Source organism: Phycicoccus sp. 3266, from assembly GCF_031456495.1.
Classification (GTDB): domain Bacteria; phylum Actinomycetota; class Actinomycetes; order Actinomycetales; family Dermatophilaceae; genus Pedococcus.
Genome location: NZ_JAVDUW010000002.1, coordinates 573259 through 596088, shown reverse-complemented (window position 1 = coordinate 596088; position 22830 = coordinate 573259). Strand labels below are relative to the sequence as shown.

The 22830-nt window shown below is 69.7% G+C and carries 24 protein-coding genes; 14 read left to right on the top strand and 10 right to left on the bottom strand.

Translation table 11 applies throughout. From position 1 onward, the window contains the following. Positions 1-41 precede the first annotated feature (41 nt). Positions 42-1337 carry a lipopolysaccharide biosynthesis protein gene (locus tag J2X64_RS12675; RefSeq protein WP_310154870.1) on the bottom strand — a complete coding sequence of 432 codons (1296 nt, stop codon included), beginning with the start codon at positions 1335-1337 and terminating at the stop codon, positions 42-44. A 278-nt stretch (positions 1338-1615) separates the two neighbouring features. Between J2X64_RS12675 and J2X64_RS12670 the strand changes: the two genes are divergently transcribed. After that, a complete protein-coding gene (locus J2X64_RS12670; RefSeq protein WP_310154868.1) occupies positions 1616-2902 on the top strand; it encodes a glycosyltransferase in 1287 nt (428 codons plus the stop codon). 39 nt (positions 2903-2941) lie between these two features. After that, positions 2942-4348, top strand: coding sequence for a hypothetical protein (locus tag J2X64_RS12665; RefSeq protein ID WP_310154866.1), 1407 nt, complete (start codon positions 2942-2944; stop codon positions 4346-4348). Here J2X64_RS12665 and J2X64_RS12660 read toward each other — a convergent pair. Continuing rightward, on the bottom strand, positions 4332-5495 hold the full coding sequence (locus J2X64_RS12660; RefSeq protein WP_310154864.1) for an NADP-dependent malic enzyme: 1164 nt from the start codon (positions 5493-5495) through the stop codon (positions 4332-4334). The two genes, J2X64_RS12665 and J2X64_RS12660, sit on opposite strands and share 17 nt — an antisense overlap. A gap of 338 nt (positions 5496-5833) precedes the next feature. Here J2X64_RS12660 and J2X64_RS12655 point away from each other — a divergent pair, with 338 nt between their 5' ends. The 8 genes from J2X64_RS12655 (at position 5834) to mctP (ending at position 13053) form a co-directional block, all read left to right on the top strand. Further along, positions 5834-6757: an ABC transporter substrate-binding protein gene (locus J2X64_RS12655; RefSeq protein WP_310154862.1), complete on the top strand. Its 924-nt coding sequence runs from the start codon at positions 5834-5836 to the stop codon at positions 6755-6757. A 12-nt stretch (positions 6758-6769) separates the two neighbouring features. Continuing rightward, positions 6770-7714, top strand: a complete 945-nt coding sequence (locus tag J2X64_RS12650) for an amino acid ABC transporter permease (RefSeq protein ID WP_310154861.1) — start codon at positions 6770-6772, stop codon at positions 7712-7714. Next, positions 7714-8556 carry an amino acid ABC transporter ATP-binding protein gene (locus J2X64_RS12645; protein ID WP_310154859.1) on the top strand — a complete coding sequence of 281 codons (843 nt, stop codon included), beginning with the start codon at positions 7714-7716 and terminating at the stop codon, positions 8554-8556. Before J2X64_RS12650 ends, J2X64_RS12645 begins: the two co-directional genes overlap by 1 nt. Then, a complete protein-coding gene (locus J2X64_RS12640; RefSeq protein ID WP_310154857.1) occupies positions 8556-8924 on the top strand; it encodes a S24/S26 family peptidase in 369 nt (122 codons plus the stop codon). The genes J2X64_RS12645 and J2X64_RS12640 overlap by 1 nt, the downstream gene beginning before the upstream one ends. A gap of 120 nt (positions 8925-9044) precedes the next feature. Further along, positions 9045-9443, top strand: coding sequence for a superoxide dismutase, Ni (sodN, locus tag J2X64_RS12635; RefSeq protein ID WP_310154854.1), 399 nt, complete (start codon positions 9045-9047; stop codon positions 9441-9443). Between the two features lie 330 nt (positions 9444-9773). After that, the gene (locus J2X64_RS12630; RefSeq protein WP_310154852.1) at positions 9774-10718 is read left to right on the top strand and encodes a hypothetical protein; all 945 of its coding nucleotides are present in this window, start codon (positions 9774-9776) and stop codon (positions 10716-10718) included. Between the two features lie 335 nt (positions 10719-11053). Next, complete coding sequence (locus tag J2X64_RS12625; RefSeq protein WP_310154850.1) at positions 11054-11383, top strand: DUF3311 domain-containing protein; 330 nt, start codon at positions 11054-11056, stop codon at positions 11381-11383. Beyond that, positions 11380-13053, top strand: coding sequence for a monocarboxylate uptake permease MctP (mctP, locus tag J2X64_RS12620; protein WP_310154847.1), 1674 nt, complete (start codon positions 11380-11382; stop codon positions 13051-13053). The genes J2X64_RS12625 and mctP overlap by 4 nt, the downstream gene beginning before the upstream one ends. A gap of 153 nt (positions 13054-13206) precedes the next feature. Here the strand turns inward: mctP and J2X64_RS12615 are convergent, their stop codons facing one another. From J2X64_RS12615 to J2X64_RS12605, 3 genes are read right to left on the bottom strand one after another with little or no spacing between them, the layout of a single operon-like run. Next, entirely contained in the window at positions 13207-14508 is a 1302-nt protein-coding gene (locus J2X64_RS12615; RefSeq protein WP_310154845.1) for an HD domain-containing phosphohydrolase, read from the bottom strand. Further along, positions 14505-15950 (bottom strand): HD-GYP domain-containing protein, encoded by a 1446-nt coding sequence (locus J2X64_RS12610; protein WP_310154842.1) that lies wholly within the window; start codon positions 15948-15950, stop codon positions 14505-14507. Before J2X64_RS12610 ends, J2X64_RS12615 begins: the two co-directional genes overlap by 4 nt. 41 nt (positions 15951-15991) lie before the next feature. Then, on the bottom strand, positions 15992-16153 hold the full coding sequence (locus J2X64_RS12605) for a hypothetical protein (protein ID WP_310154840.1): 162 nt from the start codon (positions 16151-16153) through the stop codon (positions 15992-15994). 308 nt (positions 16154-16461) lie between these two features. Between J2X64_RS12605 and J2X64_RS19170 the strand changes: the two genes are divergently transcribed. Further along, entirely contained in the window at positions 16462-16536 is a 75-nt protein-coding gene (locus J2X64_RS19170; RefSeq protein WP_369791897.1) for a 50S ribosomal protein bL37, read from the top strand. A 93-nt stretch (positions 16537-16629) separates the two neighbouring features. Here J2X64_RS19170 and rsrA read toward each other — a convergent pair whose 3' ends face one another. The 4 genes from rsrA to J2X64_RS12585 all read right to left on the bottom strand — a co-directional run bounded on the left by rsrA (position 16630) and on the right by J2X64_RS12585 (position 19293). After that, positions 16630-16923, bottom strand: coding sequence for a mycothiol system anti-sigma-R factor (rsrA, locus tag J2X64_RS12600; RefSeq protein WP_310154837.1), 294 nt, complete (start codon positions 16921-16923; stop codon positions 16630-16632). Beyond that, positions 16920-17537: a sigma-70 family RNA polymerase sigma factor gene (locus J2X64_RS12595; protein ID WP_316008039.1), complete on the bottom strand. Its 618-nt coding sequence runs from the start codon at positions 17535-17537 to the stop codon at positions 16920-16922. Before J2X64_RS12595 ends, rsrA begins: the two co-directional genes overlap by 4 nt. A gap of 224 nt (positions 17538-17761) precedes the next feature. After that, positions 17762-18400: an alpha/beta family hydrolase gene (locus J2X64_RS12590; RefSeq protein WP_310154834.1), complete on the bottom strand. Its 639-nt coding sequence runs from the start codon at positions 18398-18400 to the stop codon at positions 17762-17764. Beyond that, positions 18397-19293 (bottom strand): SOS response-associated peptidase, encoded by an 897-nt coding sequence (locus J2X64_RS12585; RefSeq protein WP_310154831.1) that lies wholly within the window; start codon positions 19291-19293, stop codon positions 18397-18399. Before J2X64_RS12585 ends, J2X64_RS12590 begins: the two co-directional genes overlap by 4 nt. 90 nt (positions 19294-19383) lie before the next feature. Between J2X64_RS12585 and J2X64_RS12580 the strand changes: the two genes are divergently transcribed. Genes J2X64_RS12580 through rsgA form a run of 3 tightly spaced genes read left to right on the top strand, consistent with a single transcriptional unit; the run spans position 19384 to position 22275 of the window. Next, complete coding sequence (locus J2X64_RS12580; protein WP_310154828.1) at positions 19384-19923, top strand: DoxX family protein; 540 nt, start codon at positions 19384-19386, stop codon at positions 19921-19923. Then, on the top strand, positions 19910-21241 hold the full coding sequence (gene aroA, locus J2X64_RS12575) for a 3-phosphoshikimate 1-carboxyvinyltransferase (RefSeq protein ID WP_310154826.1): 1332 nt from the start codon (positions 19910-19912) through the stop codon (positions 21239-21241). Before J2X64_RS12580 ends, aroA begins: the two co-directional genes overlap by 14 nt. Beyond that, entirely contained in the window at positions 21238-22275 is a 1038-nt protein-coding gene (gene rsgA / locus J2X64_RS12570; protein ID WP_310154823.1) for a ribosome small subunit-dependent GTPase A, read from the top strand. Before aroA ends, rsgA begins: the two co-directional genes overlap by 4 nt. Here rsgA and J2X64_RS12565 read toward each other — a convergent pair. Then, positions 22197-22787: a hypothetical protein gene (locus J2X64_RS12565; protein ID WP_310154820.1), complete on the bottom strand. Its 591-nt coding sequence runs from the start codon at positions 22785-22787 to the stop codon at positions 22197-22199. The two genes, rsgA and J2X64_RS12565, sit on opposite strands and share 79 nt — an antisense overlap. Positions 22788-22830: the final 43 nt, after the last annotated feature.

Below are 22830 nucleotides of genomic sequence, written 5' to 3'. Positions count from 1 at the left end.
GATGAGCCGTTTGCGAGAGCGACGACGCATGCGCTGAGACTTCATATGCTTCGACGACTCCTCAAGGGCGCGTCCTCCACGGTCCCGTGCACCACCGCTCTCCAGGAAAGCCCCCATAGGAACAGGTACATGATTCCCGTGGCGGCGCCCAACAACCACATTGTCTTCACGTCACCGAGTCCAAGCCTGTATCCCAAGAAGACACTTCCAGAGCAGAGAAGGAGTCGACTCAGGTCCCAGATGGCCTGGTAGTGGTTCCGCCGCATGAGAATGATCGTTTGGGACAACGGTGAGGCGACCATCTGGAACATCAGACCAACAGAGAGGGCCTGTGCGTACACCCCCGACCTGCGCCACTGCGCGCTGAAGAAGACCTCGAACAAGAGCGGAGCCGTCAGAAGCAGCACTGCGGCGCCGAGCACTCCGACCATTCCCAGACGCAACGACGTGCGCACGAAGAGCCTGCGGAGGTCGACCTGCCTACCCCGTTTGGCAGCGCCGAACTCGCCGAGGAACACCTGGGCCAAGGTCAGGCCGAAGAGCGCAACTGGCAGACCGAGCACGCGCTGTGTCATTCCCAGCCAACCAGCCACGCTGGCTCCGAAGAGGGACGACGCCAGGAGCACGGGCGCTTGCAGGCCCAGGCTGTTGATGACACCCGAAGGTGCCAGCAAGAGCGGAAACGAACGGAACCGAGACATGACGGCTCGGCGATCTCGGGCGTTCTGTCGAGTGTCAGGGCTTTGAAGCGATCCCTTGAGGCTGTGCGCCAACGCCAGAACACCAACTGCCTGACCTGCCGCGAGCGCGGCGGCGAGTCCATGTGCCCCGAAACCTACGAGGCCGGCGCCGACTTGAAGCACCACCGTGGCTGCAGCCTGCAGGAGGTTCCGGCGGGCGATGGCGGAGTACTGCCTCTGACGGATGGCGAACTGGTTGAGCGTCGTGAACGCTCCGATCAGTCCAGCGACCAAGGGCACCCACAACAACAGCGTCTCGGCGCCGGACCGCAGCCCCAGCCACGACGCGACGACATGATGCAGAGGAAGCATGATGACGGTACCGAGAATCGCGACCCACGCCGAAACGCGAAGGCCCACCGACGCCAGCAGCCGCGCCTCGCTCTCCTGGTCCGGCACCGGAATCGCCAAGTCGTATCTGAGGGCCGCCATGGGAGCCACGGCGAAGACCAGCGAATTGACGACAGCGAACGGTCCGAAGACTTCCGGTGGGAACAGTCGCCCGATGATCGGGGCGCTCAGGACGCCGATGAGCTGTCCGGCCCCAGTTCCGCCAACGATCGCAAGCAACCCCCTCCGTGAGGGGGAGAGAGCCATTAGCCGCGCCACGCTTGTTGCACGAACTGAACTGAGTTGCCTTCTGTAGACCGGTTGGTGAGGGGGCTGGCGACCCACCCTTCGCCACGATGCTGCATGAGCTCCTACTCGTGTTGTCTGCGGTGCAGAGACCCGTTGGATCCTAATCGCTCGCTGGGCAACAACGCCGACTCGCACCACGAGCGGACTAGCCCTTGGTCCAGATCGACGTCAGGAGTTCAGAGGACCCCAAGGTCAACGCGTTTCATAGGGCTTACGTCGCGCCTAGCGTCTTGTGCGTGGTCCTGCAGCGGCTTCGGCGACGGGTCTCCGCCTCACCCGACGCTCCAGTCGCAACCGACACACGGGCGGTGTTGGTCCTCGGCCTGCCTCCCTACGCCGGCTCCCACAGGGCCGGCAAGGTCGCTCGCAGCTTCGCGGCAGCAGACATGCTCACCACCTATCTCGGATTGTCCGCGGCGGGGCGCAGCACCCCAGCTGGAGAAGTCGGTCGCTGGACGAGTGGTCGGGTGAATGTGGTGCAGGTCCGAATACGCGCCCTTCGCGCTGCGGGGCCGGTCGTGGCTTGGCGCAACCTGGCTTGCTCGTACCTACCTGCCTTGGGGCGGCTCGCGGCAGAGACCATCAGGACTCCCGCCAGCGTCGTGCACGTCAATGGCTTGTCGTTGCTTCCCCTGGGCTTGCTCCACCGAGTTCGCTACGGCTCTCGGGTTCTTCTCGACGTTGACGAGAGACCGGCGAGCGGCCAACTGGCGGGTTCAGTGAATCGCATCCTCCGACCGCTCGAGCTGCCCATCCTTCGCCTGTCTGCCAAGTGGGTGGACACGATCGTCTCTGTCTGCGAAAGCCACCGCACCGTTCTGCGGGGCGCCACCTCACGTCCTCTGCATCTCGTCATCAGAAACGTGCCCGAGGCCTCCACCCGAGGCACCTACCAGCCACCAGCCTCCTGTCGTGGGGGTGAGGTGGAGGTGGTCTTCACCTGTGTCGGCAGCGTGTTCGAAGGGCGTGGGTTCGAAACGCTGATCGAGGCCTGCGCGCTCGTTCAGGACCGCATGACGAACATCAAGGTGGTGGCTGTGGGCTACGGCAGGCCCGAGTACATCCGTTACCTCCGTGAACTCGCGGTGAAGTACGGGGCGGCCACAACGTTTCAGTTGCGCGATCCTGTACCGCGCGGCGCGGTCCACGAGGTGTACGCACGCGCACACGTGGGTCTGGCCCTCTATGACCCCACGCTTGCCCACAACGCCTCGTTGCCGAACAAGGTTCTCGAAGCCGTGTCGATTGGGCGCCCCGTGCTGTCGGCTGGACAGGACGAAACGGCGGCCTTCCTTACCCACACTCGCACAGGATGGTCGACGACGTACTCGCCGCATGACATAGCCGACGCCATGCTGACCATCGAACGGGCCCTCCGGCTCGGCCGCCCTTCCATCGAGGAGTGGAGCCTTCGGTGCCGGGAGCTGGGCGACGCCGAGCTCACCTGGGAGTCCGAGTTCTTGCCCCTCTTGCAGAGGCTGCGCCATGAGTCGACCGCTCGTGATGGCGTGGCCATCGGATGAAGCCGGAGGTGTGAGCTCTCTGGCCTATACTCGACCGCCATGCACGGCAACCCACTCGCGCCGCTGCGTCCCGCCCCACTCATCGCGCTGTATGCCCTGATCCTGCACTGGACCTACCAGCACAAGATCGCCCCCATTTTCGGGTATCTCGGCTCGCGTTACCGAGAGCCGGACACGGCCTCGTACGCCTTGGCTGGGCTCATGGTCCTACTTCTGTCGTTCGCGCTGCCGCGGCACATGCGACGCCCGTCAGACTTCGTCCTGTGGATGCTGTACGTCATGGTCGCCATTCCGGCCATCTTGGTTCCACAGTACGCAGACATCATCTCCAAGGACCGGTCACTAGCCCTCGCGGCCGTTGTGACAGCAGATTTTCTTCTCATCGCCGTTCTGACTCGGATATCCCCGAAGGTGTTCCGCTTCCGCCTTCTGATGCGCCCTAGCCTGCTCTGGGCAATCACGGTAGTGATTTCGATCGGATTCTACAGTTACCTGAGTTTGACTCAGGGGCTCCATTTCAGCTTCGCCCAAGACTTGTCGTCCGTACGCGACACTCGCCTGGACTATCGCCAACAAGTGGCTGAGCAGGGTGCCCTTCTCGGGTACCTCGTACGCATACAAGCCAACGCGATCAACCCGCTCTTCATCATCAAGGGCATGTACAACCGCCGCTGGTCACTGATGGCTGCCGGGACGGTAGGACAGGTCCTCATATACGGCCTCACCGGCTACAAGCTGACGCTTCTGTCCGTGCCAGCACTGTTTGCAGTCGCGGCGATGTTCAGGTACTCACGACAGTTGTCAGGAAGCCTGGTTCTTTGGGGGGTTACCGCAAGTTCAATCCTGGCTCTGGCGATAGACAACGTGCGTGGCGGCGCCATCCTTTTCACTGAACTCTTCATTGACCGCTTGCTCTTGGTGCCGGGAACCCTCACCGCAGCTCATGTGCTCGTCTTTGATGGCGCCCCAAAAATGCAATGGTCCTACAGTTTTATGAGCCCTTTCCTGAGTAATCCCTACGGCACGACGCCCGCCTTCCTTGTCGGCGCTCAGTTTTCGGGAGATGCGCAGGTCACGGCCAACGCGAACTTCTTCGCAGACGGCTTCGCCAATCTCGGCTGGTCGGGCATGACCATCGAGTCGCTCGTCCTCGTTCTCCTTCTCTGGATTGCGGACGGCGCATCCAGACATCTGCCTCTGAAGGTCACAGCCCCCCTCCTGCTCGTCCCGACAATCGCCCTCGTCAACGGCAGTGTCTTTACCTCGATTCTCACGGGGGGCTTGGGACTGGTCATCGCGTTGTGCGCGGCACTTTCCGGCGACGGTTGGGAGCGAGAAACCCGGCGCAGCCGCCGTGTCGGTGGCCCGCAGGAACTGGAATCAGAGCCGGTCGCCGTGGGGGCGACCCGGGCCGAGCCGGGCGCAGAGCTCAGCCCGCGGCCTTGACGGCGGCAGCGACGGCGTCGGCGACTCCCTGCTCGAAGACGCTCGGCACCACCTGGTCCGCCGTCGGCTCGGGCACCAGGTCGGCGATGGCGCGCGCTGCCGCGAGCTTCATCGCCTCGGTCACGCGCGGCGCACCCGAGTCCAGGGCGCCCCGGAAGATGCCCGGGAACGCGAGCACGTTGTTGATCTGGTTCGGGTAGTCCGACCGGCCCGTGGCGACCACGGCGGCATACCGGGCAGCCACCTCCGGGTGCACCTCGGGCGTGGGGTTCGCGAGGGCGAAGATGATGCAGTCGGGTGCCATCCGCGCCACCTCCGCCTCCGGCACCTGGCCACCGGAGACACCGACGTAGACGTCGGCACCGACGAGGGCGTCACCGAGCGAGCCGCTCAGCGCGCGCGGGTTGGTGGTCGCCGCGAGACGTCGCTTGTGCGGCTGCTCGGCGAGGTCCGTGCGCGCCGGCGAGATGATGCCGCGCGAGTCGCAGACGACGATGTCCTGGACACCCGCCCTGGCCAGCAGCCGGGACACGGCAACGCCCGCCGCCCCGGCGCCGGACACGACGACCCGCAGCGACGCCAGCTCGCGTCCGACGACCGTGGCGGCGTTGATCAGGCCGGCAAGGACGACGATCGCGGTGCCGTGCTGGTCGTCGTGGAAGACCGGGATGTCGAGCCGCTCCTGGAGGCGTCGCTCGATCTCGAAGCACCGCGGCGCCGAGATGTCCTCGAGGTTGATGCCGCCGTACGTCGGCGCGATCCGGGCGATGGCGTCGACCAGCTCGTCGACCGTTCCGGTCTCCATGCACACCGGGACGGCGTCGACCCCGCCGAAGTGCTTGAACAGGACAGCCTTGCCCTCCATCACCGGCATCGCCGCGAGCGGACCGATGTCGCCCAGACCGAGGACGGCCGTGCCGTCGGAGACGACCGCGACGGTGTTGGACCGCGAGGTGTACCGCGCGGCGAGCGCCGGGTCGGCCGCGATGGCGCGCGACACGTCGGCCACGCCCGGGGTGTAGAGCAGGGACAAGTCAGCCCGGTCACGCAGCTGCTGCGTGGCGTGTACCCCGAGCTTGCCGCCCTCGTGCGCACGGAAGACCGGTGCGGAGGGGTCGAACAACGGGTACGACGGAGACGCGGACACGGAAGGTCACCTCGGAAAAAGGGGAGGGCGTTGGGGCACACCGCGCACGGATCGAACCGCGCGGTCTCGAGACGGAGCCGGGTGTGGCCACACAGAAACGCGGAGTGCGGGGGTTACCCGCGAGTTCATCGTGGCACAGCCCCCGGGCAGGCCACCAGCCCTTGTGACGAGAGTGTGACCGGCATCGCGTCGCAGGTTCTCGGATGCGAGACGGAAACGATCTGGTCAGGACTGGCGCCGTTCGCAGGAGGTGCTGGCAGGATGCCCTCTATCCCCACATGTGTGGTCGGTTGCACGTCCCGGCCACGCGGCATACCCCGAGGAAGGACCTCCCCAGCATGACCTCACGCCTTCGCCCCGCCGCCGCTCTGGTCGCGGGCCTGGCCACGGCCGGACTCGCCCTGAGCGCGTGCGGCTCCAGCTCCCTCGACACCGGTTCGTCCTCGAGCAGCTCGAGCTCCTCCTCGTCCTCGTCCTCCAGCTCCGGCGGCGTGGACCCGGCCCTCGCCGCCAAGGTCCCGCAGAAGATCAAGGACAAGGGCACCATCGTCGTCGGCTCCGACGCCTCCTACGCCCCCAACGAGTTCCTCGCCGATGACGGCAAGACCGTGCAGGGCATGGACGTCGACCTCTTCAACGCGGTCGCCGCGAAGCTCGGTCTCAAGGCCGAGTTCCGCAACGCCGGGTTCGACACGATCATCCTCGGCGTCACGTCGGGCAAGTTCGACGTCGGCGTCTCGTCGTTCACCATCAACGACGAGCGCAAGAAGCAGGTCAACATGGTGAGCTACTTCAACGCCGGCACGCAGTGGGCGGTCAAGAAGGGCAACCCGAAGAAGGTCGACCCGGCCAACGCCTGCGGCCTGTCCATCGGCGTCCAGAAGGGCACGGTCCAGATCGACGACCTCACCGCACGCTCGAAGAAGTGCACCGACGCGGGCAAGCCGGCCATCAAGCAGGTCATCGACGCCGACCAGAGCAAGGTCACCGCGAGCGTCATCTCCGGCAAGACCGACGCCATGCTCGCGGACTCGCCCGTGGGCCTGTATGCCGTGAAGCAGACGGGCGGGCAGCTCGAGGCCCTGGGCGACATCTACGACGCAGCCCCCTACGGCTTCGTCGTCCCCAAGGACGAGACCGACTTCGCCCAGGCGATCGCGGACGCGCTGAAGGCCATGGCGAGCGACGGCAGCTACAAGGCCGCGCTCGACAAGTGGGGCAACAGCAGCGGCGCCATCACCGACTTCGCCGTCAACCCCTGATCCGCGACGCTCATGTCTGACACCACGTCGGACCGGCCGGGCCCCATCCACGCCCGGCCGGTCCCGCACCCCGGTCGGTGGATCGCGGTCGTGGTCATCCTCGTGCTCGTCGCGATGATGGTCAGCTCGTTCGTGACCAACCCCCGCTGGGACTTCCCGTTCGCCCTCCGGGTGATGAACTACAACCCGATCCTCGAGGGCCTGATCCGGGGCACCCTCGTCGGCACCGCGGGCGCCATGGTCCTCGGTGTCGGCCTGGGCGTCGTCGTGGGCGTGATGCGCCTGTCCACGAACCCCGTCCTGCGCGGGGTGGCGTTCGCCTACACGTGGTTCTTCCGCGCGATCCCCCGCTACGTGCTGCTGACCCTCCTCGGCACCGGCCTGGGCTACCTGTACGGCTCCTTCGACATCGGCGCGCCGTTCGGCCAGCAGATCGCCAAGCTGCTGGGCCTGTCCTCGGACCTGACGTTCTTCACGCTGGACGTCAACCAGTTCAGCAGCACCATCGGGATGGGCATCATCGGCCTCGGGCTCTCCGAGGCCGCCTACATGGCGGAGATCGCCCGCGCCGGCATCCTGTCGGTCGACCGGGGCCAGAGCGAGGCGGCCATGGCGCTCGGCATGTCCTCGGGCAAGACCATGCGCCGTGTGGTGCTCCCCCAGGCCATGCGGGTCATCGTGCCCCCGACCGGCAACGAGACCATCGCGATGGTGAAGGACACCTCGCTGCTGATCGCCCTGCCGGTCACCAACGAGCTCTTCTTCCAGGCCGAGGCCATCGGCAGCCGCACCCTGAAGATCATGCCCACGATCGTGGCCGCCACCGCCTGGTACCTCATCGTCTGCTCCGTCCTCATGGTCGGCCAGTACTTCCTCGAACGGCGGTTCGGGCGCGGCTTCGGCCAGACCTCCCCCGGCAACCGCATGAGGTTCCTCAAGATCGGGGCGGACCACTGATGGCGACCGACACCACCGACAGCCGGCCCGCGCAGTCGAGGACCACGTCGGGCGGGCGGCAGAGCGACCTGCCCCTCGTCCACGCCGTGAACGTCACCAAGGCCTTCCACGGCAACGAGGTGCTCAAGGGCATCGACATGGACGTGCAGGAGCGCGAGGTCGTCTGCCTCCTGGGTCCCTCCGGGTCGGGCAAGACCACGTTCCTGCGCTGCATCAACCAGCTCGAGTCCATCGACGGCGGACGCATCTGGGTCGACGGCCAGCTCATGGGCTACTCCGACCGCGGCGGCACGCTGCACCACCTCACCGACAAGGAGATCGCCGCCCAGCGCCGGGACATCGGCATGGTGTTCCAGCGGTTCAACCTGTTCCCCCACATGACGGCCCTCGAGAACATCATGGAGGCGCCGATCCAGGTCAAGGGCGAGCGGAAGAAGGACGTCCGCGAGCGCGCCGAGGCCCTCCTGGAGCAGGTGGGTCTCGGCGACCGGCACGCGGCATACCCCTCGCAGCTCTCGGGTGGTCAGCAGCAGCGCGTCGCCATCGCGCGGGCCCTCGCGATGCAGCCCAAGCTCATGCTCTTCGACGAGCCGACGTCCGCCCTCGACCCCGAGCTCGTCGGCGACGTGCTCCAGGTCATGCGCCAGCTCGCCCGCGACGGCATGACGATGATCGTCGTGACGCACGAGATGGGTTTCGCGCGCGAGGTCGCCGACCGCGTCGTCTTCATGGACGGCGGTGTCGTGGTCGAGGAGGGCAAGCCGTCCGAGGTCATCAACAACCCCCAGCACGACCGCACCCGGACGTTCCTGCGCCGGATGCACCAAGGGGACGCCGAGTAGTGCTCACCCTCGGGCTCGTCGTCGTCAAGGGCCGCTCGATGGAGCCGACCCTGCACACGGGCGACCGGATGGTGGTGCTGCGCGGTGCTCCCCCGAAGCTGGGGCGGCTCGCCATCGTGCGCCTGCCCCCGGACGAGAACGGCTCGCCCCGCCCGTTGGCGGTCAAGCGGGTCACGATGCGCGACCCGGAGGACCCCGAGCGGTACTGGGTGGAGAGCGACAACCAGACGATGCCCGGCGTCGCCGACTCGTGGACCTACGGTGTGGGGTCGCTGGCGCGCGAGCAGATCCGCGCCCTCGTGCTGTTCCGGATCCCCCACCGCGTCCGCCTGCCGAAGCTGCTCGGTCGCCGGCGACGGCCAGACTAAGCCGGCGACGCGGCATACCCGGCGGTATGCCGTCCACCCCCTGGGGGCCCCGTGCGACCGGTGGGGGCGCGGGGTAGGTTGGACGAGCACGTGATCGTCCGTCTCGCAGAAGGGATTCGCATGCTCTCCCGTTTCTTCCGCACCACTGAGGTCAGCGCCCACTGCGACCTGCCCTGTGGTGTCTACGACCCCGCTCAGGCCCGCATCGAGGCCGAGTCGATCAAGGCGATCATCGCCAAGGTCGCCGACAACGACGACCCCGACTTCCGCACCCGCGCGGTCGTCATCAAGGAGCAGCGCTCCGAGCTGGTCAAGCACCACCTGTGGGTGCTGTGGACCGACTACTTCAAGGCGCCGCACTTCGAGAAGTACCCGCAGCTGCACACCCTCTTCAACGAGGCCACGAAGCTCGCGGGCGCGTCCGGCACCAAGGGCGAGTTCGACGCCGGCAAGGCCGACGAGCTGCTCGCCAAGATCGACGAGATCGACAAGATCTTCAAGGAGACCAAGGCCGCCTGAGGCGTCCCACCTCCCGACCCGAGGGCCGGTCCGCACACCGCGGACCGGCCCTCGGTCGTCTCCCTCCCCTGCCCCTTCTCCCCTGCCGCCCCCTGCCCCATCTCCCCGGCCGCGCCCGGCTCTCCCCGGCCGCCCCCCGCCCCGCTGCCCGCTCGTCTGCTCACAGACCTCGGTACCACTTCGCGCGGATCCGCTCTCTGCTCAGGCACACGGATCTCTGCTCACTGTCCCCAAGCCCTCCGTCCACAGCGGTCGGCGCGGCCCGGCCCCGTCCACAGGGCACGTCCCGCGGCTGTCGCGACGAGCGGGAGCCGGTCGATGGTGGCGCTCATGTCCGAGGTCCTGCTGGCCCGCGCCCGCGCACAGGGCGGCGTGTTCGCCTCCTGTGACGCCACGGAGCAGGGCGTCACCCGCAACGTCGTCAGGGCGATGGTCCGTGACGGAACGGTCACGCGGGTGGCCGCCCGCGCCTACGTGCTCTCCGACATCCTCGAGGCGGCTCGGACACCCGAGGCGGTCCACCGCCTCCGCACCCTGGCCATCCTGAGGTCGTTCGACGGCCGGGTTGCCGCAAGCCACCACTCCGCCCTGGCACTGCACGGATTGCCGTTCTGGCGGGTGGCCGAGGACACCTTCCACGTATGCCGTGTCGCGGGCAGTTCGAGCCGCGTGCGCGGCTCCTTGCACATCCACGAGTCCACGACGGCCGACCCGCTCGTCTCGCTGCGGCTGACGCGCGCGCTCACGGTCACACCGGGCCTGGCCGCAGTCGGGACTGCCATGGTCGACGGGCTGGAGGCGGGCGTGGTCGCGATGGACGCCGCACTGCACGCCGGGCTCGTCACGCGCGTCGACCTGCAGCGCCTCGTGGACGCGCACGCACTCACGCCGGGCGTCTCGCGAGCTCGCGACGCCGTAGCCCTGGCGGACGGTTCTGCCGAGTCCCCAGGTGAGAGCCGCACCCGGATGGTGCTGCGCCACCTACCGGCAGGCATCAACGTCGAGCCGCAAGCGGTCATACGCGACAGGGACCACGGGTTCGTGGGCCGGTGCGACTTCCTGGTGGACGGGCGCGTCGTGGTGGAGTTCGACGGACGCGCCAAGTACGGCCTCGCCGGGTCCCCCACTGAGGACCTCTGGGCCGAGAAGCGACGTGAGGACCGGCTGCGCGCCCTCGGATACGCCGTCGTCCGCCTCACGTGGACTGACCTCGCGAACCCCGACGCCGTGCTCCAGCGCGTGCTCGAGGCACTGCGCATCACGCGCGTCGCCTGACTCGGCGACGAGCCCGCTGGCACCTGAGCATTGTGACGCTGCTCTGCTCACAGACCTCCGCGGTCGCGACACGCTGGTCTGTGCGCAGACGAGCGTGGCGCTGCGCTCGGATCTGCTCTCTGCCCAGTAATACGCGAGTCTGTGCGCAGACGAGCGTGCAGCCGGCAGGCCCTCGGTCGACCCTCCAGGGTCCGGCTCGTCGTCCGCTCGGCGCACGCGCAGAGCCGCTGGTCAGATGGTGTGCGCGGCTTCCCCCCACTGGGGTCCGGCGAGGAATACGGTGCGGGGCGGAGTGCGAACGCAATCCGCCCTTTTCGCATGTGGAGGTACGAAAGGTGAGCACCGACAACGCTGTCGACCACGACACCGTTCCCCCCGCCAACAAGGGGATGCTGGCTGCGGCCGGGGTCCTGTTGGCGATCCCCATCATCGCCCTGTTGTGGGTGAGCAGCTACGCCAAGGTGGAGCCCAAGCTCGGCGGGTTCCCGTTCTTCATCTGGTACCAGTTCCTGTGGGTGTTCCTCTGCTCGGGAATGACCTACACGGCATACCGGCTCGTCCTCAAGGCGCGCCCGCACCGGCCGATGACCGGTCACACGACCGGCACCCGCGCAGAGCGCACCGACCGGCTCGACCGCGGCGACGACGTGGAGGGTGACCGATGAGCACGATGGTCCCCGCCGCCGCTCACACCGGCGTCAACACCACGGCCCTGGTGGTGCTCATCCTGCTGTTCCTGCTCGTCACCGGCATGGGCTTCTGGGCCACCCGCTGGCGCAAGGCCGACAGCATGGAGTCCCTCGACGAGTGGGGCCTGGGCGGTCGCCGGTTCGGCACCTGGGTGACCTGGTTCCTCCTCGGTGGCGACCTCTACACGGCATACACCTTCGTGGCGGTGCCGGCGGCGATGTTCGCCCTCGGTGCGGTCAGCGGCTTCTTCGCCGTTCCCTACACGATCGTGCTCTACCCGATCATCTTCGTGTTCATGTCGCGCCTGTGGTCGGTGAGCCACCGGCACGGGTACGTCACGCCGGCCGACTTCGTGAAGGGCCGCTACGGCTCCCGCGGGCTGGCGCTCGCGATCTCGCTGACGGGCATCCTGGCGACGATGCCGTACATCGCGCTGCAGCTCGTCGGCATCCAGGCGGTGCTCGAGGTCGCCGGTCTCGGCGGCAGCAACGCCCTCGCCAAGGACCTGCCGCTGTTCATCGCGTTCGCGCTGCTGGCGGCGTACACCTACTCCAGCGGCCTGCGGGCGCCGGCCGTCATCGCGTTCGTCAAGGACGCGCTGATCTACCTCGTCATCATCGTCGCGGTCATCTACCTGCCGTCGAAGGTCGGCGGCTGGGATGCCGTGTTCGGTGCGGCCGAGGCGAAGATGGCCAAGCCCAACCCGGTGACGAACAAGCCCACGGGTGCGTTCATCCCGAACAGCCAGCAGTACTGGGCCTACGCATCGCTGGCGCTCGGCTCCGCCATGGCGCTGTTCATGTACCCGCACTCGATCACGGCGACGCTCTCGAGCCAGAACCGCAACACCATCCGCCGCAACGCCTCGATCCTGCCGGCCTACAGCTTCGTGCTCGGCCTGCTGGCGCTGCTCGGCTGGGTCGCGATCAAGGCCGGCACCAAGCCGATCGGCCTCGACGGCAAGCCCAACGCGCAGCTGGTCATCCCCCAGCTGTTCGAGGACATGTTCCCGAGCTGGTTCGCCGGCGTGGCCTTCGCAGCCGTCGCCATCGGAGCGCTCGTGCCGGCGGCGATCATGTCGATCGCGGCCGCGAACACCTTCACCCGCAACATCTACCGCGACTGGCTCAAGCCCAACGCGACGCACGCCCAGGAGGCCAAGGTCTCCAAGCTCGTCTCGCTGCTGGTCAAGGCGTTCGCGCTGGTGTTCGTCCTCACCCTCGACAAGCAGAACGCCATCAACTTCCAGCTCCTCGGTGGCATCTGGATCCTGCAGACGTTCCCCGCGATCGTCTTCGGGCTCTACACCCGCTGGTTCCACCGGTGGGCGCTGCTCGTCGGCTGGGCCGTGGGCATGGTCTACGGCACCATCACCGCCTACAACGTGATCAACCCCGCGACCAAGGGCCATTTCGGCGGCTCGCTGGCGATGATCCCGAGCATCGGCAAGATGGGCTACATCGCGATGACGGCCTTCGTGCTCAACCTGGTCGTCGCCGCGGTCCTGACCCTGGTGCTCAACGCGCTCAGGGTCGACCGGGGCCACGACGAGACGATCAAGGGCGACTACTTCGCCGACGCGGGCGACCCCCGCGTCGAGAAGCACCTCGAGACCGACGTCCACCTCACCACCGGCTCCCCGTGACGCCTGCGGTGGGCTGACAAGGGGTGGTGCCGGACGCGGTCCGGCACCACCCCTTCGTCGTGCGCCCATGCATACGTGGCGTATGCCGTGCGCCCACCACCGACGCGTGGCGCTTCCGGTCGGGGCGGCGCGTATGCCGTGGGCGCGCCGTGCTCAGGCGCCGGCGCGCTGCCGGCGGCGGGTGAGCACCCGCGAGAGCGAGTCGACGACGCGGGGGTCGTACTCGTAGCCGAGGCCGAGGTGGATGCGCTCCATCGCGTGCTCGTCCTGCACCTCGTCGGGGCCGGCGAGGTCGACGTAGGCGTTGGCCACCTTGATGATGCGGCTCGACAGCGGCAGGTCCTGGCCGAACTCGCGCACCTGGCGGTACGGCGTGGTCTGCGCCTGCAGGATGCCCGCCACCTGGTCCAGCACACCCGTGGACCGGACGATCTCGGCCCCGTCCGAGGCGATCCGTTGCTGGTCGACGGGCGCCGCCATCACCGTCGCCCCGCGCGGGATGGGCTCGCGCAGGGCCACCTGGCCGAGGTCGTGGAGCAGCGCGGCGTACTCGAGGTCGGTGAGCTCGCGGTGGCTCATGCCCAGGTCACGGCCGACGGCGACCGCGAGGTCGGAGACGTGCTGGCCGTGGCCGGTGCCCGTGTACCCGGCGAGGTCGGTGAGCGAGGACAGGGCACCGATGGTCTGCCGGTAGGTGGTGCGGATGGAGGCGTAGCGCTGCACCGCGAAGTACGTGAGGACCAGCGGGAAGAGGAAGAGCGGGACGGACGCGACGCCGATGGCGATCTCCGCCAAAGCGATGAGTGCACCCGAGGTGACGAGCGCGGTGGCGAGCGCCCCCACCGACCGGTACTCGTCCAGCACCGCGGGGAGCAGCGGCGACTCCTGCAGGTCCGCGCGGATGCACGCCTCCAGCGTGAGGTCGACGACCATGGCCGCGGCACCCACCAGGAGCATCATGACCGCCACGAGCCAGCGCCGGTCCTTCCATTGGTCCTGGTCCTCCCAGTCCAGCAGCGTGCGGCCGCCGAAGTGGACCTGCCGGAAGAGCACGGGAGCCACGGCCGCGCCGATCAGGCGCGCCGCCGTGTCACCCCACTGCGGCACCGAGCCGGTGACCCGGCGCAGCACCTGCCCCAGGAGCATGCCCGCGCTGATGACGGCGATGACGACGTCGGCGCCGATCGCAGGCCTGCCTCCGTCAGCGATGGTCGAGAAGGCGAGACCCAGGGCGGCGGCCGTCGACATGGGGGCGGTCTCGCGCCCGGTCAGGATCGTCAGGCGGGCGGTCTCCCCCAGGGCGATGGCTACGAGGAAGAGGACCAGACGGCCCCACTCGTCGCTGACGAGCGACCCGAGCGACGGGGCGGCGGACAGCCACGCCGCGAGCACCACGACGACCGCGAGGACGGCGATCGGTGCACCGAGGCGGACGGTGCGCCAGCTGGCGTTCACGAGGTCACCTGAGCCGGTCGGGGCACGTCCGGGACGCCGTGGATGCGCTCGCGCAGGTCCTGCCGCAGCGCGAGCCGGTCCGAGACCTCGGGCTCGTCGTGGTCGAGGGCGAGGACGAGGGCCGAGGAGCCGTCGGGTCGAGGTGTCGGCTGCCACGGGTGCCGGACGAGCACCTTGCCGAGCGCGTCGACGACGACGGGGTCGAGGTGGGTGCCGGCGCGGTCACGCATGACTTGCAGCGCCTCCTCGACGCCCAGCGCCGGGCGGTACGACCGCTCGGTCGTGAGCGCGTCGAAGACGTCGGCGACGGCGACGATGCGGGCCACCAGCGGGATCTGCTCGCCGGCCAGGCCTGCGGGGTACCCCAGGCCGTCGTAGCGCTCGTGGTGGTGGGCGATGCCGTCGAGCGAGCCGGACAGGAACTCGATGCCACGGACGAGCTCCACGCCCGCCGCGGCGTGCTCGGCGATGACGACGAAGTCCTCGTCCTCGAGCGGCCGTCGCGCGCGGATGTACCGGGCGGGGACGCCGACCTTGCCGATGTCGTGGAGCATCCCCGCGGTGCGGACGTCCTGGATCTCCTTGTGTCCCAGGCCCAGTGCCTCGGCGAGCCACTCGCTGAGCTGAGCCACCTTCTGGCTGTGGCCCGCGTTGGTGGGGTCCTTCTTCTCCTCCGCCGTGACGAGGGCGCGCAGCGTGCGGTCGTGGGCGCGCAGCTCCTCGCCGTACTGGCCGAAGGCCCACTGGGCGACGGCGAGCGGGGCCAGGACGAGGATGGCGCTGAACCAGCCGACACCGGCGGGGATCCACAGCACCACGAAGAGGAAGCCGATGACGCCGTACCCGATGTAGGCGAGGCCGGACGTGCTGAGCAGCTTGAGGATCTGGGTCCGGACGCGGGTGCCCGAGGCGACCCGCAGGACGCCGGCGATGAGGATCGCGTTGAGCAGGCACTGGGTGACGTCGGCGACGATCAGCGGGATGCCAACGGAGGCCAGGATGGTGACCGCCGACTCCGAACCGCCGAACGCCTGGATCCCGCCCGTCTGGGCGTAGACCAGGCCACCGAGTGACCCCATCGCCGAGAACAGCGAGATGTTGAAGACCCGGACGATGAACTGCTGCCGGTCGAACTGCAGGACAGTGCCCACGGCTCCGACGATGGCCGCCCCCACCGGGCCGACGATGACCGCCGCGGCGAGGAGGACGATGCTGATGAACGAGAGCTGGACGCGGGACCCGACATCGGTCTCCCGGAGCACCCAGCTGGTGATGCCGAGACTTGCCAGCACCGCTACGGCGAGCCAGTCGCGAGGCGGCCCGTCGAGCTCGTACCCGACGAGGGCCAGGACCAGCGCGAAGACGCCGACACCGGCGACGAAGCTGATCGTGGCTCCGCTGCCCAGCCGTGACCTGGCTGGTTGCGCGGGCTCGGTGGTCACGACATCAATCTACGACGCGGCCCTACCGGGCCGCAGCAGACTCAGATCGAGTCCGCGCCGCCCCAGCCCCAGCCACGTGCAGCGGCGTCCACGCCACCCCAGCCCCAGCCGCGCGAGAACTGCGTCGGGCCCTCGGCGGGGGACCACACGATGGCCTCCTCGTTGGTGAGGATGGACTCGAAGAGGGTGGTGATAGCCTTCATGGCTGCTGCTCCTTCTGCCCGAGTACGGACTCATCCGTTTGGTTGGTTCGGGCCGGTACTTGTCGCCAACCGTCAGGGGTTCGCTTGGCCGACGGGTCTATGATGCCCGCCAACCAGTGGTTTTTGCCTGCCATAGACCCCTTCTTTGCCAAGTCTTGAACGTCGGACTCCGCCATTCGGCGGAGACTCGGCCCCAGAACAGGCCTGAACTCACGAGTAGGGCCGGACCACGCAGCGGCGTGTGAGAGACTGGTCGGTGGCCCGGGTGTCTCCACGGCACCACCACCCCCCGACGGAAGCGATTTCCCATGAGCAAGCGCGCCCGCAAGCGCCGCTCGCGCAAGGGCAACGCGGCCAACCACGGTCGCAAGCCCAACGCCTGAGCACGCGCCCAGACGCAGCACGAAGCGGGCGGTTCGACCTCGTCGAACCGCCTGCTTCGTGTGTCCGGGAGAGGCGCCCGGCCGCGACTGCTGCTACTCGCTGATCTGGTACCTCAGCGTCGTGATGCGCGCGACGATCTGGGAGCGGAGCTCGACCGGCGCCTCCTCGCACTCGCACGAGCGCTTCACCAGGGCCTTGAGCGCCTGGTCCAGGTCGTACTCCTTCAGGCACGGGCCGCACTCGTCGAGGTGCTGCTTGATCTTCTCCGTGTCGTCGACCGTCATCTCGCCGTCGAGGTACTCGTAGACGCGGTGCAGCACCTCCGAGCAGTCGGTGCCCGACGCGGGGTCCTGGCCGCCCGTGCGGCCGCAGTCGCCGGCGCTCATCGGTCCGCGCCCTGGGCCGCGAAGCCGCGCTCGGCGGCATACTCTGTGAGCAGCTCACGCAGCTGGCGCCGGCCACGGTGCAGGCGTGACATGACGGTGCCGATCGGGGTGTCCATCATCTCCGCGATCTCCTTGTAGGCGAAGCCCTCGACGTCCGCGAGGTACACGGCCATCCGGAAGTCCTCGGGCAGCTCCTGCAGCGCGCGCTTGACCTGCGTGTCGGGGAGGTGGTCGAGGGCCTCGACCTCCGCCGAGCGCAGTCCGGTGGACGTGTGCGACTCGGCGCGGGCGAGCTGGTAGTCCTCGATCTCCGCGGCGTCGGACTGCTGGGGCTCCCGCTGCTTCTTGCGGTAGCTGTTGATGTAGGTGTTGGTGAGGATGCGGTACATCCACGCCTTGAAGTTCGTGCCGGGCTTGTACTGGTGGAACGCCGCGAACGCCTTGGTGTAGGTCTCCTGGACCAGGTCCTCGGCGTCGGCGGGGTTGCGGGTGGTGCGCAGGGCCGCGGAGTACAACTGGTCGAGCAGGGGCATCGCCTCGCGCTCGAAACGGGCCTGCCGCTCAGCCGGTGACTCGGTGGCCACGTCGACCGTGGTGTCGGGTGTCTCGCTCATTGCCCTCCAGCCTAGCCCGTGTGCGTCACGGACAGGCTCGGCGATGGGGGCGGAGAGGCCCAGCGCTCCCGTCGGCGTCAGGTCGACGCGTCGACGGCTCGGACGATCGGTCACAGTGGGCACAGGCACTCTCCGCAGGGGTTGGGGAACACCGTTGTCAACGACGCCCCGCAGCGCCTCATTCCCTGTGGTGCACCGCGGCCGGGGTCCGGAGCGACCAGGCCTCAGACCAGCCCCGACAGGAACCCCCGGGCCGCCTCGACGACGTCGGCCGGGTTCCTCGGGAACGCGTGCCCGCCGGTCGCCTCGCTGACCAGGCCCGGGTCCGGCAGCTCGGCCCGCACCTCCGCCGGCGTGCCGAAGGGGTCGGTGCGCCCCTGGACCACGTGCAGCGGTATGCCGTGGGCCAGCGGGGTGCGCAGCTCCTCCGCCCGCGACACCTCGGGCCGCCCCGGCGGGTGGAGCGGGAAGGACAGGCACAGGACGCCGTCGGCCCCGGACACGTGGGCGGTGCGGCAGGCGACCCGTGCGCCGTTGCTCTTGCCGCCCACGACCAGGGGCCCGCCCAGCCGGCGGCGCCCGGAGCGCAGCCACTCCACGACCGGGAGCCACGCGGGGTCCTGGGTCGGCGCCTGCGGCGGCATCTTCCGGCCGGCGAGGACCCACGCCTGCTCGACGAGCGCCACGGCCCAGCCGTCAGCGACGAGCCTCTCCCCCAGCGGCGCGAACTCGGGGGCCCGGAGGCTTCCACCCGCACCGTGCGTCAGGACCAGCACCCCGCGCACCTCGCCGGGCCGGGTCAGGTGGACCCGCGCGGGCCCCATGGGGGTCTCGACCTCGGTGCGCGTCGTGCGGCCGGTCATGCCGGGTTCCGGCCGCCGTCGCCGGGCGCCCCACGGCCGCCCGTGCCGATGATCTCGCCCGTCATGGGGTCGACGACGCCGTCGAGCTCGTCGAGGCTCGCGGGCTCGATGAGCGAGGGCCCGTTGCTGCGGTTGGACGACACCGCCGCGCCGACCGGGTACGCCTCGAACCTGCCCGGACGCTCGAACGCCAGGAGCCGGCCGACCTCCGCCGGGTCGGTCATCGTCGGGTCGAGCCAGGTGGCCCAGTCCTCGCGCTCGAGCACCAGCGGCTGCCGGTCGTGGATGCGGTCGAGCCCCGGCTCGGCGTCGGTCGTGAGGATCGTGAACGTCGTCAGCCACGCGTCCGGGTCGTCCTTGTCGGCGACGTCCTTGTCGCGCCAGAACTCGTAGAGCCCGGCGAAGGCGACCACGTCGCCGTCGGCGCGGCGGGTGAAGAAGGGCTGCTTGCGCGGCTTGCCCTTGGCGTCGGTGGCCACCGGCGACTTCTGCCACTCGTACCAGCCCTGGGCCGGCACCAAGCAGCGCCTCGAGGCGGCTGCCCGCGCGAAGGACGGCTTCTCCAGCACCGTGTCGGCCCGGGCGTTGATCATCCGCATGCCGATCTTGGGGTCCTTGGCCCAGCTCGGCACGAGCCCCCACGTCAGCAGGCGGAGCTGGCGGACGGGCGCCGGCTCCCCGGCATACCCCTCCTCCTTCTGCTCGCGCGGCACCCGGGTCAGGACGACCGGAGCCTGCTTGCTCGGTGCCATGTTCCAGTCGGGCGTGCCCGGCGGTGGGTTCTGCGGGTCCTTCAGGATGCTGCGGACCGGCTCGAGCGAGCGGTCCTCCTCGACCTCGAACTCCTCGACGAGCTCGTCCGGGTTCGCCGTCGCCGCGTATCGCCCGCACATGCTGGACAGGGTACGCAGGGCCGGTGACGGGTCCATACGGTAGGAAGGGAGACGACGTTCCCCTTCCCGACCGGCACCACAGGAGTGATCATGACGCTCGTCCGCCGCGTGGCCCGACCCATGCTCGCCGCGATCTTCGTCGCGCAGGGCCTCGAGCAGCTGCGGCACCCCGCGGCCCTGCGCGAGAAGGTCGCACCCTTCGCGCAGAGGGTGGCCCCGCTGGGCCTGCCCGACGACCCGGAGCTGCTCGTCCGGGCCAACGGCGCCACGATGGTCGGCGGCGGCGCACTGCTCGCCACGGGCCGTGTGCCGCGCGTCGCCGCGCTCGCGCTCGCCGGCTCGCTTGCCCCCACCACCTACGTCGGCCACCCGTTCTGGGCCGAGAAGGACCAGGCCACCCGGCGCACCCAGCGCATCCAGTTCCTCAAGAACGTCGGCCTCCTCGGCGGCCTGCTCCTCGCCGCGGTCGACACCGAGGGCCGCCCCGGGCTCGCCTACCGCGCCGGCCTCGCGAGCGACTCCGCCCGCCGCTCGGCGAAGCGCGCCAAGCGTGAGGCGAAGCACGCCGCCCACGCCGCCCGTCGCGAGGCCAAGCTCGCCGCGAGCCAGGCGCACGATGCCCTCACCTGACCCTGCGCCGGCGGCCGGGCTCGACTGGGCCGCCCCCACGCCTCCCGGCGAGGTCACCGGCACCGCGCTCCTCCCCGGCAGCAAGTCGCTCACCAACCGCTACCTCGTGCTCGCCGCCCTGGCGAGCACGCCCTCGCTCCTGCGGGCGCCGCTGCGCTCGCGCGACACCCTGCTCATGGCACAGGCGCTGCGCTCGCTGGGTGCCACGGTCGAGGACCTCCCCGACGGCTCAGGCTCGCTGGACTGGCACGTCACGCCGTCGGCCGTCCGCGGCGGCAGTGCCGTCGACTGCGGGCTCGCCGGCACCGTGATGCGGTTCGTGCCCCCGGTCGCGGCCCTCGCCGACGGGCCGGTCACCTTCGACGGCGACGCCCAGGCGCACGTGCGCCCGATGGGCCCGGTCCTCGGCGCGCTGCGCGCCCTCGGCGCGACCATCGACGACGGCGGGCGCGGCACCCTCCCCTTCACCGTCCTGGGATCGGGGCGTATGCCGGGTGGGCCGGTCACGCTGGACGCCTCCGCGTCCTCGCAGTTCATCTCCGCACTGCTGCTGGCGGGCGCCCGCTACGACGACGGGGTGACCGTCCACCACGCCGGTGAGCCGGTGCCGTCCGAGCCGCACATCGAGATGACGGTCGAGACCCTGCGCGACGCGGGCGCCATCGTCGACGACACCGAGCCGAACACCTGGCGGGTCGAGCCGTCCGAGCTCGCCGGCCTCGACGTCCAGGTCGAGCCCGACCTGTCCAACGCCGCCCCCTTCCTCGCCGCCGCGCTGGTGTGCGGCGGCCGAGTGACCGTGCCGGGCTGGCCCCAGCACACGACCCAGGCCGGGGACGCCATCCGCGACATCCTCGATGCCATGGGCGCCGACGTGTCGATCACCCGTGAGGGGCTCACCGTCACCGGCACCGGCGAGGTCTCCGGCGTCGACCTCGACCTCCACGACGCCTCCGAGCTCACGCCGGTCGTCGCTGCGCTGGCCGCCCTCGCGGACTCGCCCTCGCAGATCCGCGGGGTGGGCCACATCCGCGGCCACGAGACCGACCGGCTGGCCGCGCTGGCCCGTGAGCTCCAGGCGCTGGGCGGCCGGGTGGCGGAGACCGAGGACGGCCTGCGCATCATGCCGGCACCGCTGTCCGGTGGCCTCTTCCGCACGTACGCCGACCACCGCATGGTCATGGCCGGCGCCGTGCTCGGGCTGCGGGTCCCGGGCGTCACCGTCGAGGACGTCGCGACCGTGGGCAAGACCCTGCCGGAGTTCACGTCCCTGTGGGAGGACCTGGTCGGCGCCAGCCGGGGCGCGGTCAGCGCATGAGCCGTCGCGCCTCCGACTACGACGAGAGCGACGTCAGGATCCGGCCGAGCCGCCGTGGCTCGCGCCCACGCTCGAAGGACCGTCCCGCCCACGAGGACGCCCTCCCCGGCTTCGTCACCGCCGTCGACCGTGGCCGCTACACGGTGCTGGTGGGTCGCGGGGTGGGCGGAAAGCGGATGCCGGAACGCGTCGTGACCGCGATGAAGGCGCGTGAGCTCGGCCGCAAGGGCATCGTCGTCGGCGACAACGTCGACCTCGTCGGGGAGACGGGCGGCGGCCGCGACGCCCTGGCGCGGATCGTGCGTGTCACCCCCCGCGAGTCGGTGCTGCGCCGTACGGCCGACGACACCGACCCGTTCGAGCGGGTCATCGTGGCGAATGCCGACCAGCTCGTGATCGTCTCCGCCCTGGCCAACCCCGAGCCCCGCCCCCGGCTCATCGACCGTTGCCTCGTCGCCGCGTACGACGCACACCTCGACCCGCTCCTCGTCCTGACCAAGGCCGACCTGGCCGACCCGGCCGACTTCCTGCAGCACTACGCACCCCTCGACGTCGAGCACGTGGTCACGTCCACGGGAGAGAGCGGTTTCGACGGCCTCGAGGCGCTGCACGAGCGCCTGTCCGGGCGGGTCAGCGTCCTCGTCGGGCACTCCGGCGTCGGCAAGTCGACGATCGTCAACGCCCTCGTCCCCGACGCGCGGCGGGCGACCGGTGTCGTCAACGACGTCACCGGCCGTGGCCGCCACACCTCGACGTCCGCGGTGGCCCTGCGGCTGCCCGGGGAGGACGGCTGGGTCATCGACACCCCCGGCATCCGCTCGTTCGGTCTGGCGCACGTCGACCTCGGCCGGATCATCGAGAACTTCCCCGACCTCGAGCCCGGGACGGCCGGCTGCCCCCGCGGGTGCACCCACGACGAGGAGGAGTGCGCCCTGGACGAGTGGGTCGCCTCCGGTCAGGCCGGACCCGCCGGCGCCGCGAGGCTGGACTCGCTGCGCCGGCTGCTGCGCGCGAGGTCCGGCGAGGCGGACTGAGCCAGGCGTCGACGGCTGCGCGCGGTGACGAAGAGCTCACGGGCCATCCAGGCCTGCGCCAGCCCCAGCAGGGGCATGCCGACCAGCATCGCGACCTGCGCCCGGGTCGAGGCCGGCAGCATGGTGACCTCGTCCAGCCGCAGGTCCCGCCAGAGCAGCACGGGGACGACCAGCACCCCGAGGACCGCGACGACCCGTCCCGCTCGAGACCGTCGCGACAGGCCCGCTGCCGCGACCACCGTCCCGGGGAGGAACGCCGCGCCCTGGCCGGCGAAGATCAGCAGTCCCGGCACCGCGAGCAGCCGCCACCAGCCACGGCGCCACTGACGCAGCGCGGTGGCCGCCGCGGTCGTGCACGCACCGAAGAATGCCGCCAGCACCACGATGAACAGCGTGCCCGTCCAGCTGAACTGCGGGTCGTCGGTGATGAGCCGCATCCAGACGCGGGCCGCCACTCCCCACGCACCTCCGACCAGCGCGCCGACGCCTGCACTTCTCACGATGCCGTCCATGGTTCCTCCGGGTGTGTCCCCAACTGCTGCTGACACCCCACCG

Coding starts and splice junctions, on each gene's coding strand:
- J2X64_RS12630 (WP_310154852.1), top strand. CDS start 9,774: ATGTCCGAGGTCCTGCTGGCCCGCGCCCGCGCACAGGGCGGCGTGTTC.
- J2X64_RS12665 (WP_310154866.1), top strand. CDS start 2,942: ATGCACGGCAACCCACTCGCGCCGCTGCGTCCCGCCCCACTCATCGCG.
- aroA (WP_310154826.1), top strand. CDS start 19,910: ATGCCCTCACCTGACCCTGCGCCGGCGGCCGGGCTCGACTGGGCCGCC.
- J2X64_RS12565 (WP_310154820.1), bottom strand. CDS start 22,787: ATGGACGGCATCGTGAGAAGTGCAGGCGTCGGCGCGCTGGTCGGAGGT.
- rsrA (WP_310154837.1), bottom strand. CDS start 16,923: ATGAGCGCCGGCGACTGCGGCCGCACGGGCGGCCAGGACCCCGCGTCG.
- mctP (WP_310154847.1), top strand. CDS start 11,380: ATGAGCACGATGGTCCCCGCCGCCGCTCACACCGGCGTCAACACCACG.
- J2X64_RS12585 (WP_310154831.1), bottom strand. CDS start 19,293: ATGTGCGGGCGATACGCGGCGACGGCGAACCCGGACGAGCTCGTCGAG.
- J2X64_RS12645 (WP_310154859.1), top strand. CDS start 7,714: ATGGCGACCGACACCACCGACAGCCGGCCCGCGCAGTCGAGGACCACG.
- J2X64_RS12580 (WP_310154828.1), top strand. CDS start 19,384: ATGACGCTCGTCCGCCGCGTGGCCCGACCCATGCTCGCCGCGATCTTC.
- J2X64_RS12655 (WP_310154862.1), top strand. CDS start 5,834: ATGACCTCACGCCTTCGCCCCGCCGCCGCTCTGGTCGCGGGCCTGGCC.
- J2X64_RS12650 (WP_310154861.1), top strand. CDS start 6,770: ATGTCTGACACCACGTCGGACCGGCCGGGCCCCATCCACGCCCGGCCG.
- J2X64_RS12675 (WP_310154870.1), bottom strand. CDS start 1,337: ATGGCTCTCTCCCCCTCACGGAGGGGGTTGCTTGCGATCGTTGGCGGA.
- J2X64_RS12605 (WP_310154840.1), bottom strand. CDS start 16,153: ATGAAGGCTATCACCACCCTCTTCGAGTCCATCCTCACCAACGAGGAG.
- rsgA (WP_310154823.1), top strand. CDS start 21,238: ATGAGCCGTCGCGCCTCCGACTACGACGAGAGCGACGTCAGGATCCGG.
- J2X64_RS12595 (WP_316008039.1), bottom strand. CDS start 17,537: ATGAGCGAGACACCCGACACCACGGTCGACGTGGCCACCGAGTCACCG.
- sodN (WP_310154854.1), top strand. CDS start 9,045: ATGCTCTCCCGTTTCTTCCGCACCACTGAGGTCAGCGCCCACTGCGAC.
- J2X64_RS12590 (WP_310154834.1), bottom strand. CDS start 18,400: ATGACCGGCCGCACGACGCGCACCGAGGTCGAGACCCCCATGGGGCCC.